General features: G+C 66.4%; 14 protein-coding genes and 1 other RNA gene. 4 read left to right on the top strand and 11 right to left on the bottom strand.

The genetic code is table 11. The features are described 5' to 3' along the window. Window positions 1-16: 16 nt before the first annotated feature. Window positions 17-352: a YbaB/EbfC family nucleoid-associated protein gene (locus FHW94_RS15145; protein ID WP_168556686.1), complete on the bottom strand. Its 336-nt coding sequence runs from the start codon at window positions 350-352 to the stop codon at window positions 17-19. Continuing rightward, window positions 349-2,181 (bottom strand): DNA polymerase III subunit gamma/tau, encoded by a 1,833-nt coding sequence (locus FHW94_RS15140; RefSeq protein WP_168556991.1) that lies wholly within the window; start codon window positions 2,179-2,181, stop codon window positions 349-351. The genes FHW94_RS15145 and FHW94_RS15140 overlap by 4 nt, the downstream gene beginning before the upstream one ends. A gap of 118 nt (window positions 2,182-2,299) precedes the next feature. Between FHW94_RS15140 and FHW94_RS15135 the strand changes: the two genes are divergently transcribed. Continuing rightward, window positions 2,300-2,809 carry a DUF4188 domain-containing protein gene (locus FHW94_RS15135; RefSeq protein ID WP_168556685.1) on the top strand — a complete coding sequence of 170 codons (510 nt, stop codon included), beginning with the start codon at window positions 2,300-2,302 and terminating at the stop codon, window positions 2,807-2,809. Window positions 2,810-2,819: 10 nt separating this feature from the next. Here the strand turns inward: FHW94_RS15135 and ffs are convergent. The 9 genes from ffs to wrbA all read right to left on the bottom strand — a co-directional run bounded on the left by ffs (window position 2,820) and on the right by wrbA (window position 10,344). Beyond that, an RNA gene (gene ffs / locus FHW94_RS15130) (signal recognition particle sRNA small type) lies at window positions 2,820-2,914 on the bottom strand. Window positions 2,915-2,964: 50 nt separating this feature from the next. Beyond that, a complete protein-coding gene (locus tag FHW94_RS15125) occupies window positions 2,965-3,243 on the bottom strand; it encodes an ETC complex I subunit (protein WP_168556684.1) in 279 nt (92 codons plus the stop codon). Window positions 3,244-3,304: 61 nt separating this feature from the next. Beyond that, complete coding sequence (locus FHW94_RS15120; RefSeq protein ID WP_168556683.1) at window positions 3,305-3,769, bottom strand: low molecular weight protein-tyrosine-phosphatase; 465 nt, start codon at window positions 3,767-3,769, stop codon at window positions 3,305-3,307. Between the two features lie 149 nt (window positions 3,770-3,918). Next, window positions 3,919-5,040, bottom strand: coding sequence for a glycerophosphodiester phosphodiesterase family protein (locus FHW94_RS15115; RefSeq protein WP_168556682.1), 1,122 nt, complete (start codon window positions 5,038-5,040; stop codon window positions 3,919-3,921). A 2-nt stretch (window positions 5,041-5,042) separates the two neighbouring features. After that, a complete protein-coding gene (locus FHW94_RS15110; protein WP_246866169.1) occupies window positions 5,043-7,451 on the bottom strand; it encodes a TonB-dependent receptor plug domain-containing protein in 2,409 nt (802 codons plus the stop codon). Between the two features lie 180 nt (window positions 7,452-7,631). Further along, entirely contained in the window at window positions 7,632-8,552 is a 921-nt protein-coding gene (locus tag FHW94_RS15105; RefSeq protein WP_168556680.1) for a carbon-nitrogen hydrolase family protein, read from the bottom strand. Between the two features lie 10 nt (window positions 8,553-8,562). Beyond that, window positions 8,563-9,153: a GNAT family N-acetyltransferase gene (locus FHW94_RS15100; RefSeq protein WP_168556679.1), complete on the bottom strand. Its 591-nt coding sequence runs from the start codon at window positions 9,151-9,153 to the stop codon at window positions 8,563-8,565. Further along, entirely contained in the window at window positions 9,150-9,563 is a 414-nt protein-coding gene (locus FHW94_RS15095) for a ketosteroid isomerase-related protein (protein ID WP_168556678.1), read from the bottom strand. The genes FHW94_RS15100 and FHW94_RS15095 overlap by 4 nt, the downstream gene beginning before the upstream one ends. A gap of 181 nt (window positions 9,564-9,744) precedes the next feature. Next, the gene (wrbA, locus tag FHW94_RS15090) at window positions 9,745-10,344 is read right to left on the bottom strand and encodes an NAD(P)H:quinone oxidoreductase (RefSeq protein WP_168556677.1); all 600 of its coding nucleotides are present in this window, start codon (window positions 10,342-10,344) and stop codon (window positions 9,745-9,747) included. Between the two features lie 298 nt (window positions 10,345-10,642). Here wrbA and purC point away from each other — a divergent pair, with 298 nt between their 5' ends. The 3 genes from purC to FHW94_RS15075 all read left to right on the top strand — a co-directional run bounded on the left by purC (window position 10,643) and on the right by FHW94_RS15075 (window position 16,300). Next, window positions 10,643-11,425, top strand: a complete 783-nt coding sequence (gene purC / locus FHW94_RS15085) for a phosphoribosylaminoimidazolesuccinocarboxamide synthase (protein WP_168556676.1) — start codon at window positions 10,643-10,645, stop codon at window positions 11,423-11,425. Between the two features lie 197 nt (window positions 11,426-11,622). Then, entirely contained in the window at window positions 11,623-13,380 is a 1,758-nt protein-coding gene (locus tag FHW94_RS15080; RefSeq protein ID WP_168556675.1) for a GGDEF domain-containing phosphodiesterase, read from the top strand. A gap of 40 nt (window positions 13,381-13,420) precedes the next feature. Next, window positions 13,421-16,300, top strand: coding sequence for an insulinase family protein (locus FHW94_RS15075; protein ID WP_168556674.1), 2,880 nt, complete (start codon window positions 13,421-13,423; stop codon window positions 16,298-16,300). Window positions 16,301-16,334: the final 34 nt, after the last annotated feature.

Below are 16,334 nucleotides of genomic sequence, written 5' to 3'. Positions count from 1 at the left end.
AAGGTTGCGCGGCCGATCAGAAAGGCAGCTTGAAGCCCGGCGGAATGCCGGCAGCCATCTGCACCTTCTGCATTTCCTCGCCCGCGGCGGCGTCGGCCTTGGCCCGCGCATCATTGAACGCGGCCGCCACGAGATCTTCGAGGATGCCCTTGTCGGCCGGCACGAGCAGGCTGTCATCGATCGCGACGCCGATCACGCGGCCCTTGGCCGAAGCCTTGATTTTTACCAGGCCGCCGCCGGCGGCACCTTCCACCTCGATGCCATCGAGGCGGCCCTGGGCGTCCTCCATCTGGCGCTGGATGGTTTCGGCGGCCTTTTGCGCCGCCTGGATCATTTCTTCCATGGACTTCATGCTTGTCTGCTCCGCGCAGGCGACCACGGCCGGCGTTCGGACGTGGCAGGGTTGGATTCGTCGAGAATTTCAGCGCCGGGAAAGGCTTCGAGCGCGGCACGCACGAGGGGGTCGGCACGCATCGCGGCGTCGGCCTGTGCTTCGAGCGCAGCCTTGGCTTCCACCAGGCTGGGTTGCGCGCCTTGTGCGGCCGGACCATCGAGGCGTTCCACCAGCCAGGCCTGGCCGGTGATGTTCTGCAAGGCTTTCTTGATGTCGGCCGTGGGATCGCCCGGCAGGCCAGGGGCGAGTTGATAGCGCAGCGTGCCCATGCGCAGTTCGATCAGGCGCACCGACAGGCGCATGGTTGCGCCCGTGAGCGGTGACACCTCTTCCACCTGCTCCACCAGGGCCTGCCAATCCATGCCCACATGGCCGGGCGCGCTGGCACCGGCATGGGCCGATGGCGCGCCATCGGCCGGGGCGGCAGCGGCTGCAGCGGCAAGCGCCGGGGCTTGCGCCAGCATCTCTTCCAGCTTGCGCACCAGCCCGCCCGGATCGGGCATGTCGGCCGCGTGCAACACGCGCAGCAGCGCCATCTGCGCCGCGACCAGCGGATCGGGCGCGGTCTTGACCTCGTCATGGCCCTTGAGCAGCAACTGCCACAGGCGGTGCAACTGCCCGGCGGAAAGATCGCCGGCCCAGCCCTGGAGCGCGGCAGCTTCCTCGGCCGAGCGGGCTTCACCTTCCGGCCCGCTGATCTGGGTGACGGTGACCTTGTGCACCAGATCGAGCTGCGCGCGCAGCATGGCCACCGGCTCGATCCCCAGGGCATACTGGTGCGCCACTTCGCCCAGCAGCGCTGCGCCATCGCCTTTGAGCATGGCGGCAAACAAGCGACGTTGCAGGGTCTTGTCGGCCAGGCCCAGCATGTCCTGCACTTGCGCGGCGGTCACGTGGATGGCCCCGCCCTCGCCCGTACCGGCCAGATCGGCATGGCTGATGGCCTGGTCGAGGATCGACAAGCCGTCGCGCGCCGACCCTTCGGCAGCGGCGGCAACCATCGCCAGCGCATCGGCTTCGGCATCGACGCCTTCGGCCTTGCAGACATGGGCGAAATGATCGGCCAGCAGCGTCGTGGGAATCCGGCGCAAGTCGAACCGCTGGCAGCGCGAAAGCACCGTGACCGGCAGCTTGTCCACTTCGGTGGTTGCAAACAGGAACTTCACATGCGCCGGCGGTTCTTCCAGCGTTTTCAGCAGCGCGTTGAACGCGTTGCGCGAAAGCATGTGCACTTCGTCGATGATGTAGATCTTGTAGCGCGCGGACACGGCGGCATAGCGCACCGCCTCGATGATCTCGCGCACGTCGTCCACGCCGGTGTGGCTGGCCGCGTCCATCTCGATCACGTCGATATGGCGGCCTTCGGCGATCGCCCGGCACGGTTCGCACTGCCCGCAAGGATCGATCGTGGGGCCGCCCTGGCCATCAGGACCGATGCAGTTGAGCGCCTTGGCGATCAGGCGCGCGGTGCTGGTCTTGCCCACCCCGCGCACGCCGGTCATCAAAAAGGCATGGGCCAGCCGATCGCGACGGATCGCGTTGGCCAGGGTCTGCACCATGGCTTCCTGGCCGATCAGCGCGGAAAAGGTCTGCGGACGATATTTGCGCGCAAGCACGCGATAGGGCTGCGCGGGCGCAGCGGGCGCTGGCTGCGGCGCGGCCGCAGGCGCCGGCCGAGGCGCGGGATCGCCGAACATCGCACCCTGCCCGGCCGCTTCGAGTTCGGCGGCGCTGGGCGCAGCCTCTTGCGCGGGGGCTTCGGGGGTTTCGGGCTCGTGCCCAAACATGTCGGTTGAATCGGCCATTGTTTCCCTAGGTAGGCGCAAAGGCTGCAAATGTCGAAGGGGGGTGCCACGGTTTCCCGCAAGGTTGCGCACGCAGCGCGGTTTGATACCCTGGGCCGCGATGACCACGATCGTGCCCGGCCGCTTTACCGCCCAGACCAGCGCCCCCCTGGTGGTGTTCCTGATCGGCATGCGCATCAACCGCTTTCGCGCAGTCAGCGCCTGGTTGCCGGTGGCCCGGGCGATGGGGCCGATGCTGGCCGAACTTTCGGCCGCGCCCGACAGTGGCTTCCTGGGTTTCGAGCCGATGCTGCGCGGCTTGCGCACGGTGATGCTGGTGCAATACTGGCGCGATTTCGACAGCCTGGAAGCCTATGCCCGCGCACCCGACAAGACGCATTGGCCCGCCTGGCGCGCGTTCAACAAGGCAGCACGCAAGCAGGGCGGCGGTGTGGGTATCTTTCACGAAACCTATGCCGTTCCGGCCGGTGGCTGCGAAAGCGTCTATGTGGATATGCCCGCGTTTGGCCTTGGCAAGGCACTTGGGGGCAAGGCGATGGGGCTGGTTCCGGCCACGGAAGGGCGCCAATCGGCGCGGGGGCGGATGAAAGCATCCGGGCAAGACGATTGAAATTCTTGCCGAAGAAGGAGCCGGGCGACCCGCCGCAATCCGTTGTGGCTGCTTCCTTCCGGACCTGACCAGGTTGGCGAACGCAAACGTCCGCCCGACTCCCGGCCCGCCCTATGGCGCCGGCGCGCGCCGATTGCAAGCGCCGGCATGATCCATCAACGGAAATTGTCGGCGTAGCTCTGCAGCTTCAGCCGGCGGGGCGGCGTGGGGGTGACATGCACGGCAATGCCATACTTGTCGGCATAAGCGCGGGCGTCGGCCTCGGTTTCGAATGTGAGGATGACTTGCTGCTTGGTGTCGCCCGAGCCGGCCCAACCCATGAGGGGATCGGGGCGCTTGGCCTCTTCGGGGGCGAATTCCAGGAGCCAGTCAGCAGTACGGGCCTTGCCGGACTGCATGGCATTTTTCGGGCGCTGATAGATGCGTGCGGGCATGGCCGGTGCTTTCGTGCGTTTCGCTGTGCAAATCAAGAGGGAATGGCCCCGGTGGCGCGGTTCAGCGCTGCATGCGGGCCACCAGGCGGCGTGCCGCCTCGCTGACGTCTTCCCACGCTTCGGCGAAATCCTGCTCGTCACCGTAATAAGGATCGATCACCGCCTGCCCTTCCCGGCCGGGCACTAGGTCCATCAGCAGGCTCACGCGGGCCAGCGTGCGGCGCGGGGCCATGCGCTTCAAGTCCTGCAGGTTCTGCGAATCGAGCGCGAAAATCTGGCCGAACTTGGTGAAATCGTCTTCGGTCACCTGGCGGGCACGATAGCGTGAAATGTCGATGCCGTGCTTGAGCGCCATGGCCTGCGCGCGCGGATCGGGCGGATTGCCGGCATGCCAGCTGCCCGTGCCGGCCGAATCGATCGTCACGGCCAGGCCCGCCTTGACCGCCTCGGCCCGGAATGCCGCCTCGGCCATGGGCGACCGGCAGATATTGCCCAGGCAAACAAACAGCACGGCTGGCTGGCTCACCGCATTCCCTTCCAAATGATCCCTGTTCGCGCGCATCCCCACGCGCCACCGCATGGGTGGCGCGCCGCGATGCCCGTCGCACCGCAATAAAATACGCTGCAATGCAAAAAGTCCAGCGCCAAGCCGCAGGTTTCTTGCCGGCCGAGCGATCAGGCTCCATCCACGGCGCGGCGGCCGAGCGCCGGATCATCGGTGAAGAAGCCGTCGATGCCGGCGGCAAGATACTTGCGGATTTCCGCGACGCTGCCGCTTTCGCAGCGCAGCGCAGTGCCGCACTGGCGCAGATCGGCGGGAAGGAAAACCGGCTCTGGCCGGAAGGTGTAGCAACCCACCTTGAGACCGGCACGATGGGCATCGGCAATGATCGGGCCCGGCGCCTGCAACGCGCCATCGCTGCCCACGTCGATCAGCGTGCGGTTCCAGGGCGCGATCCAGTCTGCATAGCCTGCCACTTGCGCCAGGCCAGGCGCAGACAGGATCTCGCCATAGGTGAGAGTGCCACCGGCAGCGAGCACGTCTGCCGGGCGCTTGCCGGGCTCTTCGGTCAACTGCATCAGCGCGATGTTGCGATGCCGCGCCAGCAGCGGACGCAAGCGCTTGAGGTTGGCCACCTCGAACGACTGCACGATGACCGGGGCGTGCTGCAGCCAGGCATGCGCACGGATCGCGGCCAGCAGCTTGGCTTCCATGTCATGGCCCAGGCTGTGGAAATACGTGGAGTGCTTGATTTCGGGAATGATCCCGAGCGGACGCGCACGGCTCTTGGCAGCCGTGGCGGCAAAGGCGACGATCTCGTCAAACGTCAGGATCTGGAACTGGCCGTCGAACGCCATGCTTTCCGGGCGCAGCTTGCCCAGGCGTTCCTTGGCGCGCAGCGTCTTGAGTTCGGCCAGGGTGAAGTCGGGGGTGAACCAGCCTTCCTGGCGCTCCCCGTCGATCACCGCCACGGTCTTGCGCGCGGCAAATTCAGGGCGGCTGGCAACGTCGGTGGTTTCGGCAATGTTGGGTTCGTGGCGCGAAACCAGCACGCCGTCCTTGGTCGGCACCAGATCGGGCTCGATGAAATCGGCGCCATCGGCCACGGCGCGCTGATAGGATGCAATGGTGTGTTCGGGCCGGTGCGCACAGGCGCCGCGATGGCCCAGCACAAGAGGATGGGCCGGCCGCCCCGCGCCCTTCCTGCCCTGGCGTGCCAGGGCAGGAAGCGCCGCCGTGCCGGCAAGGCCGGCCCCGGCGGCAAGAACAACGCGACGCGAAACCGGACCGGTCATGATCAAAGCCCCAAAGAGAGTGTGGCGAACCACTGGCGCGGCGCCAGCGGATAGATGGCATAGGTGTTGGTATTCGAGCTGACCGACACCGTCGAGGTGCCCTTTTCATCGAACAGGTTGGTGACGTTCACCGAAACCTCGGCCTTGCGCAGGCCCAGGCGTTCGGCCGGCAGCTTGTAGGCAAGGCGCAGCGCGGCGGTGAACGTGGGGTCGACCCAGGCATCGTTGGTATAAGTGGCATAGCGACGGCCAACATAGTCGCCCACCAACTGCCCTTCGAACGCGCCCAGGGTCAGCGTGGCAACGGTCTTGTCGAGCACAGAGGGGCTGCCCGGAATGCGCTTGCCGCCCGTGGGCACCACGCCATTGACCGTGGCCGTGCCGCCGATGCGGGTGCCGGTGGCGGCGCTGCCGTTGACCACGGTGAGCGTGGAATAGTCGCTATCGTAGATCGAGCGGTTGTAGCTGAAGGCGTTGTAGAGCGAAAAGACCTGGCCAAAGCGCAGCGTCAGGGCCACGTCGACGCCATCGGTCTTGACCCCGCCGACGTTGAAGATCGCCGGGGTGCCGCCTGCGATGGAACTGCCGCCCAGGCCGCCCACCGCCGGGGTGATCCCCAGCAGGCGATCGTGGAAATCGACGTGATAGACGTTGAGCTGGGCATTGATGCCGATGCCGCGGCCCAGTTCGTGGTTGCTGCGCAGGCCCAGTTCATAAGTCCACGAGGTTTCCGGCTTGCCATCGCGCTTGAACGCATCGAACGCGGCCTGGCTGCCGGTGCTCCAGGGCGAAACCCCGCCGCCGCCATAGGTCATGAACTGGCGCAGGTTCTTCTGCACGTTGACATAGACCTGCTCGCTGCCGGTGAAATCCCACTTGGCGCCGAACGTGGGCAGGAACCAGCGCTTGGTGTCGATTTCCCCGCTGGGCAGCGCCGACGAGGAGCCGGGCAGCGAGCCGATGATCGGCTGCACCACCATGTCGCCGCGCGCGAACTGGAGGCTGGATTTCACCCCGGCCTGGACCAGCAGATTGGGCAGCACGTGCCAATCGTCCTGCGCGTGGAGTTGCACCACGGTGTTGCGAATCTCGCTGCCATATTGCGTGAACAGCGGGTTGCTGGGACGGATATAGGGGCTGTAGCGCTCCGGGTGGTTCACATCGAGCGCGTACCAGCGGCGATAGGCCGAGGAGCTGTTGTATTCCATCCAGCCGCCCACTTCGATGTGGTGGTTGCCGGCATCCGCCGTGACATTGCTGATCACCCCGCCGCGATCGATGCGGTATTCGGTGGTGCGGATGGCATAGCCCGAATTGCCGGTGGCGAGCTTGAGGTTCTGCCCCGGAAAATAGAGCGCGAACAGCGTGGGCAGCGATGCCACGGTGATCGGCCCGGCGACCACGCCCACGCCATCGTTGTGGTGGTAATAGACCTGGGTAGACCAGTCGATCTTGCTCGACAGGTGCGCCTGGTACTTCAGGTAGCCGAGGTAATCGGTGCGCTGCGCATCGGAATAATAGTTGCGGTAGTTGTTGGCTTCCTTGGCCGGCACGTTGCCATTGGCATCAAGGTAGGCCACCGCCGCGGCGAAATCGGGATAGGTGAACGGGCGGGTATAGGGCTGGTAGGCCTGCGCCGGGGTGGTCGCCACCTTGTAGACGGTGGTGGCGTCTTCGTTGGGTTCGATCTTGTCGGAATAGGCGAAATAGGCGGTCAGCTTGCCCATGCTGTCATCGTGCACGAACTTGGCATTGGCCTGCCAGCCGCCCTGGCGGCCGTTGAAATCCCAGGCGCGGGCACGCTGGCGCAGGCCCGAGACGTAGAGGCTGTTGCCATTGCCGAACGTGCCCGAATCGAGGCGCAGGAACGTACGCGAGGTGCCATAGCTGCCGATCGTCTGGTTGAGCGTGGCGCCGCGCTGGGCCGTGGGATCCTGGGTGAACGTCTCGATCCCGCCGCCAAGGTTGCTGGTGGAAGCCAGGCCCAGATCGGCCGCGCCGGTGGAGACGATCGCCCGGCCAACGTTTTCCGAAATCACCGCGCGCTGGGGCGAAAGGCCGTTGTAGTTGCCATAGGACTGATCGCCCAGCGGCACGCCATCAAGCGTGTAGCCCAGCTGGTTGCCGGCAAAGCCGTGGATGAACAGCGAGGCGTTCTGCTCGTTGTTGCCCCAGGGATCGGCGGTGACATACATCACGCCGGGCAGGGTCTGGATCGCTTTCAGCGGATTGATGCCCGGCAGCAGCTTCTGCATTTCGACCGAGGTTACCGCCGTAGCCGAGCGCGTGGCCTTGACCGCCGTGACGACGATATCATCGCCGGACGGCGCCGGCTCTGCCGCGGGGGCCTGCTGCGCGGCAGCGGACGTGGCAGCCAGGGCAAGAGCCAGGACACCGGCCGAAACGGCCATGCATGCGCGATGCGAAAACGGAACTGGCACGGTATGCAACCCCCTCATTATGTGCAGCGCACAAGATACTGGGGCGGCAGTTAGAAGCGCTTGGAGACAATTGTATGACAAATAGCAGAGGTCTGCAGCGCACCGTCACAAACGTCGGTCGCTTGGCATAAAATCAACGTTTCCGTTGCGTTACACGCTTCCGCCAAGCGGCACGATCGCCACCGCGGGCAATGGCGCTGCACCGGGCTGCTCGGTCCAATGCGCCACGGTGAGGACGCCACCTTCGCAGCGCAGCGCATCCACGTGGGCGGTGTCGATCGTGGCATAGACCCATTGGCCCACGCCTTCTTCGCCCAGTGCCAGCACGCCATCGGCCGGCATGCCGCCGCCCGCGGGCGCTGCATCGGGCGGGCCATAGATGCCCGCCGCACCCCGGTTGACGTCCACGGCGGGAGACCATGCCGCGTCGCCCACGGTGGGCGATTGCACCACGAAGCATTGCCCTTCCAGCGCGCGGGCCTGGCTGCCCAGCCGCACGCGCCAATAGCCGTGCAGCGTATCGGTGCAACTGGGCACCAGCAGCACTTGCGCGCCCGCTTCCACCGCAGCGCGGGCCAGCAGCGGAAATTCGCTGTCATAGCAGATCGTGATCGCCAGGCGGCCCAGGGCGGTATCGAACACGCGCAGGGCGTCGCCACCGGTGATGAACCACTCCTCGCGCTCGAACCGGGTCATGATCAGCTTGTCTTGCGTGGCCATGGCGCCATCGGGGGCGAACAGGCGCGCGGCATTGCGTGACCGGCCATCGCCATCGCGGCGCGGTGCGCTGGCAGCCAGGATATGCACGCCATGGGCCTGCGCCAACCGCGCGTGCAGCGCATCGACGCGGGGCAAGAGCGCCGAAACCGTGTCGATCGAACCGGCCAGGTCACCCATGGTCGCCGGATCAAGGCTGGCGAGTTCCATCGCGCCATATTCGGGAAAGACCAGCAGCGCCGCGCCGGCGGCCACGGCCTCTTCCACCCAGGCGGTCAGCTTGGCTTCATAAGCCGCCCAATCGGCCAGGCGATCGATCGGATATTGTGCGGCGGCAACGGTGAAACGCGGCATGGGGCGCCTTTTATGACAGATGCTTGAGCCAGTATTGCATGGGCTTTGGGGTTTCCTGCGCCGCGCCATGCTCTTTCCACGCCAGCTGCGTGACGAGGCCGGGGATCAGCGCATAGCCGCGAGCCTGCCAGAAGGCATCGAGCGGACGATAGCCCGCCGGGCGCGCGGGATGATCGGCGCTGCGAATCACGGCGGCAAAGCAGGCCGTCTGCGCCCCGGCGGCGCGGGCAGCGTCTTCGCGGTGATCGAAAAAGGCATGGCCGATGCCGGCGCCGCGATATTCGGGCAGCAGCACGCTTTCCCCGAAATAGAACAGGCTTGCCGTGTCAATGCCGCGCGCTTCGAACGGGGCGCGAAATTCCGCCTTCTGGTGCAGCATCGGCGCGGCCGTTGCCGCCCCGACGATGCGAGCGCCATCGAACGCAGCCACCAGCACGGCACCGGGCGCGGCGGCATATTCGGCCAGATAGCGCGCCTCATATTCCCGATCCCCATCATAGAGATAGGGCCAGGCCGCAAAGACCGCGATGCGCAAGCGCGCCAAATCATCGAGCGCGGCCGTCACTTCCGCGCCGCTCAGCGGGCGGATGGCAACGCTCATTCGCCCACCACTTGTGCCGTCCAGTCGGCCAGGTTGTAATACATCGTCAGGCGGGTGATCTTGCCGCCGTCTACCGCCAGGAAGGCACCGGCCGGCAGGACATAGGTTTGCCCCTGGGCTTCGGGCAGGCCTTCGTCGGTGGCAAGATAGCTGCCATGGACGACGAATTCGGCCGCCGCGCGGGTGCCGTCCTCGTTGGCCATCAGCACGATGTCTTCGAGGCGCTCTTTATAGCAGCGCTCCATGTGGCCAAGGAACGTGGCAAAGGTGTCCTTGCCCACCTGGCGGCTGCCCTGGTTGATATCGTGGGCAACATCTTCGGCCAGGCACGCCAGCATGCCGTCCCAATCCCCGGCGTTGAAAGCGGCGTAATAGGTTTCCAGCAGGGCAAGCGTGGCGGCGCGCGACATCAGGCGGGTCTCCGTAAGTCCGTGGGGCGAAGCGTTGTCGCGCCCTGCGCTAGCCGATCGGACCGGGCGCCGCCACATACCGTTTTGGCATGCTGTATTGCCCATATGCAATGAAGCGGCGCAGGACGGGCCTGCACCGCTTGCGTCATTGCGCGTGCCGGTCGGTTTCAGGCGATGCGCATCAGCTGAACAGCTTGTTGGCCGTGTTGGCCACCCGGCGGCCCAGATAGCGCGCGCCATCCAGTTCGATCTCGCTGGGCTGGCGGCTGCCATCGCCACCAGCAATGGTGGTGGCGCCATAAGGCGCGCCACCATGCACGGCATCAAGCGTGAGCTGGCCCTGGAAGCCATAGTCGAGGCCCACGATCGTCATGCCGAAGTGCAGCAGGTTGGTCAGGATCGAGAACAGCGTGGTTTCCTGGCCGCCATGCTGGCTGGCGGTGGAGGTGAACGCCGCGCCGACCTTGCCGTTGAGCGCGCCCCTGGCCCACAGGCCACCGGCCTGGTCGAGGAATGCCGCCATCTGCGAGCTGATCCGGCCAAAGCGCGTGCCGGTGCCCACGATGATGGCGTCGTATTCGGCCAGTTCGGCAACCGTTGCCACCGGGGCAGCCTGGTCCAGCTTGAAATGAGCAGCCTGCGCCACTTCGAGCGGGGCGGTTTCGGGAACGCGCTTCACGTCCACCGTGGCGCCGGTTTCGCGGGCGCCTTCGGCAATGGCATTGGCCATCGTTTCGATGTGGCCATAGCTGGAATAATAGAGAACCAGAACCTTGCTCATCACACGTCATCCTTGGGCAGAGAGGGATACCTTGGTGGCGAAGCCGGGGCGGCCCCGCCGTGATGCCCGCCTTGTGCAGCCAGGGCGGCTTTCAAGATAGGGCGATAAGATTGCATCAAATGTTCCAGAACGCCGAACGCTTTGCCAGCGTTTGCGTTTCCCCGCGTTTTCGCATATGGGCGGGTGGGAATGCCCCGGCCCACACGATGCAGTCGCCTCGCGACTCCCTCGTCTGCCGGGGTTTATTGTTTTTCCATGGGGGCGGGCCGATCGCCCCCGCCGTGCAGGAAGAAGCCGCATGTCGCGTCGCCGCCAGATCTACGAAGGCAAGGCCAAGATCCTTTACGAAGGCCCCGAGCCAGGCACTCTCATCCAGTACTTCAAGGATGATGCCACCGCGTTCAACGCGCAGAAGCGCGGAACGATCAACGGCAAGGGCGTGATCAACAACCGCATCAGCGAGTATGTGTTCACGCGCCTGGCGCACATCGGCATTCCCACGCACTTCATCCGCCGGCTCAACATGCGCGAGCAGCTGGTGCGCCAGGTGGAAATCGTGCCGATCGAGGTGGTGGTGCGCAACGTGGCCGCCGGTTCGATTTCCAAGCGGCTGGGCATTGCCGAGGGCGAGCCCCTGCCCCACACCCTGATCGAATACTACTACAAGGACGATGCGCTGGGCGACCCGATGGTGGCCGAAGAGCACATCGCCTGCTTCGGCTGGGCCAGCAACGAGGAAATGCAGGACATTTCCGCGATGGCGATCCGCGTGAACGATTTCCTGTGCGGGATGTTCGCTTCGATCAACATCCGCCTGGTGGACTTCAAGCTGGAATTCGGCCGCATCTGGGATGGCGACTATAGCCGCGTGATCCTGGCCGACGAAATCAGCCCCGACGGTTGCCGCCTGTGGGACATGGTCACCGGCGAAAAGCTGGACAAGGACCGTTTCCGCCGCGACCTGGGTGGCGAGGAAGAAGCCTACCAGGAAGTGGCGCGCCGCCTGGGCTTGCTCGACAACGACGGGCCGAGCGAAGTGCTGGACCTGGGCGCGCACCGCAAGCTGCGCACCAAGAAGTAAGCAGGGCGCCCGCCAGGGCCGCCGAAACGCTATGAAGAAGGTGGGGCCGGCGAAGCAATTCGCCGGCCCTTTCGCATGCCCGCGCCCCGGCGTGGGATGGCGGATTTTTCCCTAATGCCTTGTGCGTTGCACTGCGCATGATCGCCTGATCCATATCTTAGCCGTGTGCCGCGCAGATTGCCGGCCATGGTGAAACCGTGCCTTCATGCCACCACTGCCAGCCCAAGGCCGGCATCTGCCGCGCCGCGCACGGTACGGCCGGGCCACATGGCTGGCTGAGCGCCATGTTGCGCCTGCCCGGCCGAAATGACCCGCCGCGTGCGGCCGCCGTGCCCACCGGCAGCCTGCGCACCCGCATCGCGTTGACCGGGGTGCTGGTGCCGGTGGCGCTGGTCCTGGCAATGGTGGCGATCAACGGCATTTCGCTGGCCGAAATCCTGCTGATCCTGGCCGGGCTGTCGCTGGCATTGTGGCTGACGCGCGATCTGGTCGCGGCGATTGCCGGCCCGCTGCAGGCGCTTTCCGAAGCGAGCGAGCGCTATGCCAAGGGCGAGGCAGCCCGCCTTTCCGAGGAAGGCGACGCGGAACTGGCCGATATTGCCCGCCGGTTCAACGCCATGGTCGATGCCGTGGACGAGCGCGAGCGGCGCATCGTCCACACCGCGTTGCACGACGGGCTGACCGGCCTGCCCAACCGCAGCTTCTTTGCCGAAAAGCTCGATCGCGCGATCGCCCGCCAGCATGCCGAACATCGCACGCTGGTGGCGTTCATCGACCTTGATGATTTCAAGCTGATCAACGACACGCTGGGCCATCCCACCGGCGACATGCTGCTGCGCGAGGCCGGCCTGCGGCTGCAACGGCAATTCCCCGATGCAATGATCGCGCGGTTCGGTGGCGACGAGTTCGGCCTGCTGATTTCAGGCCTGCCACCCGATCAGGATTGCACCGCCATTGCCCGCATGCTGCATGCCCAGGTCAACAGCCCGATCCTGCTGGGCGAGCGACTCGTGCCGCTGAGCGCCAGTTTCGGCATGGCGATCGGGCCGGAAGACGGGGCGGATGGCAACGCGCTGCTGCGCGCCGCGGACCTGGCACTCTATCGCGCCAAGGACGAGGGCAAGGGCACCTATCACTTCTTCGAAGCCAGCCTGGACGAGCGCGTACGCCAGCGCCGCCGGATGGAGGAAGACCTGGCCCAGGCCCTTCGCACGGGCGAATTCACCCTGGCGTTCCAACCGACCTTCAGCCTGCAACATCGCCGGATCGTGGCATGCGAAGCGTTGCTGCGCTGGAACCATCACACGAACGGGCCGATTTCCCCCGCCCAGTTCGTGCCGCTGGCCGAGGAATGCGGGCTGATCATGCCGATCGGCGAATGGGTGATCCGCGAGGCCTGTGCCCAGGCGGCCACCTGGCCCGGCGAGATCGCCGTGTCGGTCAACCTTTCCGGGCGCCAGTTCGCGCATCCGGCGCTGCTGCCCACGCTGGTCCAGGCGCTCGCCGCTGCCAAGCTGCCGCCACACCGGCTTGAACTGGAACTGACCGAGCGCGTGCTGGCCGCCAATGCCGAGCGTAGCCAGGCGACGCTGGCCACGCTGCGCCAGTTGGGCGTGCGCATCGCGCTCGATGATTTCGGCATGGGCTATTCCTCGCTCCACCACTTGCGCAGCTTTCCGGTGGACACCTTCAAGATCGACGGCAATTTTGTGCGCAACTTGCGCGGGGATCGCGGCGCCCAGGCCATCGTGCGGTCGATCACCACGCTGGCCGGCGCGCTGGGCATCGAAACGCTGGCCGAAGGGGTGGAACTGGCCGACGACCTTGACCTGCTGGCGCAGCAAGGGTGCAACCTCGCGCAAGGCTATGCCATCAGCCCGCCCTTGCCGGCGGCGGAACTGGCCGCCCTGCTCGCCGCACAACACGCCGGAACAGAGCGCCGCGCCGCACGATAAGCGCTTGCCGCCGCACAAGGAGCGGGGCAAACGCAAGGCAATGACCCGCCATCGCCCGGCCGCGCCCCGCCTCCTGCCCCTTGTTGCCGCACTGCTGTTGAGCGCCTGCGCCGGCCTGGGCCATGGTCCGGCCGCGGCGCCGCCAACCCATGCGGCCGCAGCGCCCACCTGGGTGTTCGAGAAATCCGACCTCGCGCCTGATCCCCGCTTCCGCTTTGGCCGGCTGGCCAACGGCATGCGCACGATCATCGTGCCAAACGCCACGCCCAAGGGCACCGTGCAGGTGCGGCTGGACGTGGCCACCGGATCGCTGGACGAAACGGCGAGCGAGCGCGGGTTTGCCCATTTCGTGGAACACATGGCGTTCAACGGCAGCACCCACGTGCCCGAAGGCGAAATGGTGCGCCTGCTCGAACGCAAGGGGCTGGCCTTTGGCGCGGATACCAACGCGCAGACCAGCTTCGAGCAGACCACCTATATGCTCGACCTGCCGCGCGCCGACGACGACCTGGTCGATACCGCGCTGATGCTGATGCGCGAAACGGCCAGCGAGCTGACCTTCTCGCCCGAGGCGGTGGCGCGCGAGCGCGGGGTGGTGCTGTCGGAACTGCGCGACGGGCAAGGCTATGCGCTGGACAATTTCCAGGACCAGTTGGCGTTCTTCTATCCCAAGGCGACCTATCCCAAGCGGCTGCCGATCGGCACCGTGCAGACGATCGACGCGGCCACCGCGCAAAGCCTCAAGCAATTCTGGCAAGCCCATTATGTGCCGGAGAAGACCACCCTGGTGGTGATCGGGGACGTCGATCCCGACAAGGTGACCGCCGCGATCGCCCGGCGCTTTGGCGATTGGCAGGCGGCGCCTGCCCCGGCCCGGCCGGGCCAGGGCAAAGTCTTGCCCCATCAGCGCGGACAGACCGAAATCTGGATCAACCCGGCGCTGGCCGAGCGGTTGACCGTGGCGCGCCATGGCCCCTGGACCGACGAGCCCGACACCATCGCCATGCGGCGCGAGAACCTGCTGCGCCAGATCGGCTATGGCATCGTCAACCGCCGCTTCCAGAGCCTGTCACGCCGGGTCGATGCGCCGTTTCGCGGCGCCGGGTTCGGCACCAGCGACGTGTTCAAGATCGGCCGTACCACCAACCTGATCGTCGATACCGTCGATGGCGGCTGGGCGCGCGGCCTTGCAGCCGCCGGCACCGTGTGGCGCGAGGCGCTGGCCAAGGGCTTTACCCAGGCCGAAGTGGACGAGCAGGTGGCAAACCTGCGCACCGGCATCGAGAATGCCGCCGCCGGCGAAGCCACGCGCAACAATGCCACGCTGGTCAGCCTGGCGCTGTCGCTGCTGCACGACGACATGGTGCCGACCACGCCGAGCAGCGGCCTGGCACGCTTCAACGCCTTTGCCCCCGCGATCACGCCGGCCAGCGTGCTCGCAGCCTTGAAGCGAGAGGCGGTGCCGCTGGACCAACCGCTGATCCGGTTCCAGGGACGCAAGACCCCGGCGGGCGGTGCCAAGGCGCTGCGCCACACCTGGCAGGCCGCGATGGCAGCGCCGCTGGACGAGGGGAAAGCCGCGCCCGCCGACACCTTTGGCTATACCGATTTCGGCACGCCGGGCACCGTGGTGGCCGACAGCACCGATGCCACGCTTGGCATCCGCCGCATCCGCTTTGCCAACGGCGTGATGCTCAATATCAAGCGCACCGCGCTGGAGGCAGACCGCATCCATGTGCGCGCGGCGCTGGACGGCGGGGAGATGCTGGAAACGCGCGACAATCCCATGGCGGTAGACCTGGCCTCCAGCCTGCCCGCCGGCGGTCTTGGTCGCTATAGCCAGGACCAGTTGCAGACGATGCTGGCCGGCCATGCGGTGGGCACCAGCTTCGGCGCCAATGGCGATACCTTTGGCGCGGGCGGCACCACCACGGCGCGCGACCTGCTGCTGCAATTGCAGCTGATGGCTGCCTATCTCACCGATCCCGGCTATCGGCCCGAGGCGGAAGAACTGTTTCACCAGGGCATGGCCAATTACTTTGCGCGGCGCGATGCCACGCCGGGATCGGCGCTTTCGGCGGCGCTCGGCGGGATTCTCTCGGGCGGTGATCCGCGCTTTACCCTGCAATCGCCGCAGGCCTATCAGCAGCTTGGCTTTGCCCAGTTGAAGCCGGTGCTGAAAGAGCCGCTGGCCCGTGGCGCGCTGGAAATCGCGCTGGTGGGCGATGTGGACGAAGCCACCGTGATTGCCGACGTGGCGCGCACGTTTGGCGCCCTGCCCCCGCGCGAAGCAACGTTCCGGGCTTGGCAGGAAGCGCGCCAGCGCCGCTTTGCCGCGCAGCCCGGCGTGCAAGTCGTGCGCCACAAGGGGCCCGCCAACCAGGCGATCGTGCGCATGGTATGGCCCACCACCGACGATCGCGACCCGGTGCAAACCCTCACCATGGACCTGGTGGAGCAAGTGGCCGGCATCGAAGTGATCGACACCGTGCGGGAAAAGCTGGGCAAGGCCTATTCCCCCAGCGCGTCGAGCGACATGTCGCAAGTGTGGACGGGCTGGGGCACCTTCACGCTCCAGGCCTCGGTCAACGTGGCAGACATTGCCGCCACCCATGCCGCCCTGGCGCAGACCATGGCCGATCTGGCCGCCCATCCGATCGACGCCGACGTGCTGGAACGCGCGCGCGCGCCGATGCTGGAGCGGCTGGACAACGCCTTGAAAGGCAATGGTGGCTGGCTGGCCCTGGCGGCGCGCGCGCAATCGCGGCCCGATCGCATTGCCCGGTTCCAGGCCGCCCGCGCACGCCTGGCCGCCCTGACCGTGGCCGACGTGCAGACAGCGGCCAAGGCCTGGCTCACGCCAGACAAAGCCGTGACGGTGCTGGTGTTACCCGATGGCGTGGCCGTGCCCAAGCTCTAGGCAAGACTTGCCCTTGGCGCCGGACGGGGGCATA

Source organism: Novosphingobium sp. SG720 (assembly GCF_012275365.1).
Taxonomy (GTDB): domain Bacteria; phylum Pseudomonadota; class Alphaproteobacteria; order Sphingomonadales; family Sphingomonadaceae; genus Novosphingobium; species Novosphingobium rhizosphaerae.
The sequence above is the reverse complement of the archived record's forward strand: the minus strand, read 5'-3'. Positions and strand labels throughout refer to the sequence as shown.

Bases quoted from the DNA above. Each gene is read 5' to 3' on its own strand.
- FHW94_RS15145 (WP_168556686.1), bottom strand. From the start codon at position 352: ATGAAGTCCATGGAAGAAATGATCCAGGCGGCGCAAAAGGCCGCCGAA.
- FHW94_RS15140 (WP_168556991.1), bottom strand. From the start codon at position 2,181: ATGTTTGGGCACGAGCCCGAAACCCCCGAAGCCCCCGCGCAAGAGGCT.
- FHW94_RS15135 (WP_168556685.1), top strand. From the start codon at position 2,300: ATGACCACGATCGTGCCCGGCCGCTTTACCGCCCAGACCAGCGCCCCC.
- FHW94_RS15125 (WP_168556684.1), bottom strand. From the start codon at position 3,243: ATGCCCGCACGCATCTATCAGCGCCCGAAAAATGCCATGCAGTCCGGC.
- FHW94_RS15115 (WP_168556682.1), bottom strand. From the start codon at position 5,040: ATGACCGGTCCGGTTTCGCGTCGCGTTGTTCTTGCCGCCGGGGCCGGC.
- FHW94_RS15110 (WP_246866169.1), bottom strand. From the start codon at position 7,451: ATGGCCGTTTCGGCCGGTGTCCTGGCTCTTGCCCTGGCTGCCACGTCC.
- FHW94_RS15105 (WP_168556680.1), bottom strand. From the start codon at position 8,552: ATGCCGCGTTTCACCGTTGCCGCCGCACAATATCCGATCGATCGCCTG.
- FHW94_RS15100 (WP_168556679.1), bottom strand. From the start codon at position 9,153: ATGAGCGTTGCCATCCGCCCGCTGAGCGGCGCGGAAGTGACGGCCGCG.
- FHW94_RS15095 (WP_168556678.1), bottom strand. From the start codon at position 9,563: ATGTCGCGCGCCGCCACGCTTGCCCTGCTGGAAACCTATTACGCCGCT.
- wrbA (WP_168556677.1), bottom strand. From the start codon at position 10,344: ATGAGCAAGGTTCTGGTTCTCTATTATTCCAGCTATGGCCACATCGAA.
- purC (WP_168556676.1), top strand. From the start codon at position 10,643: ATGTCGCGTCGCCGCCAGATCTACGAAGGCAAGGCCAAGATCCTTTAC.
- FHW94_RS15075 (WP_168556674.1), top strand. From the start codon at position 13,421: ATGACCCGCCATCGCCCGGCCGCGCCCCGCCTCCTGCCCCTTGTTGCC.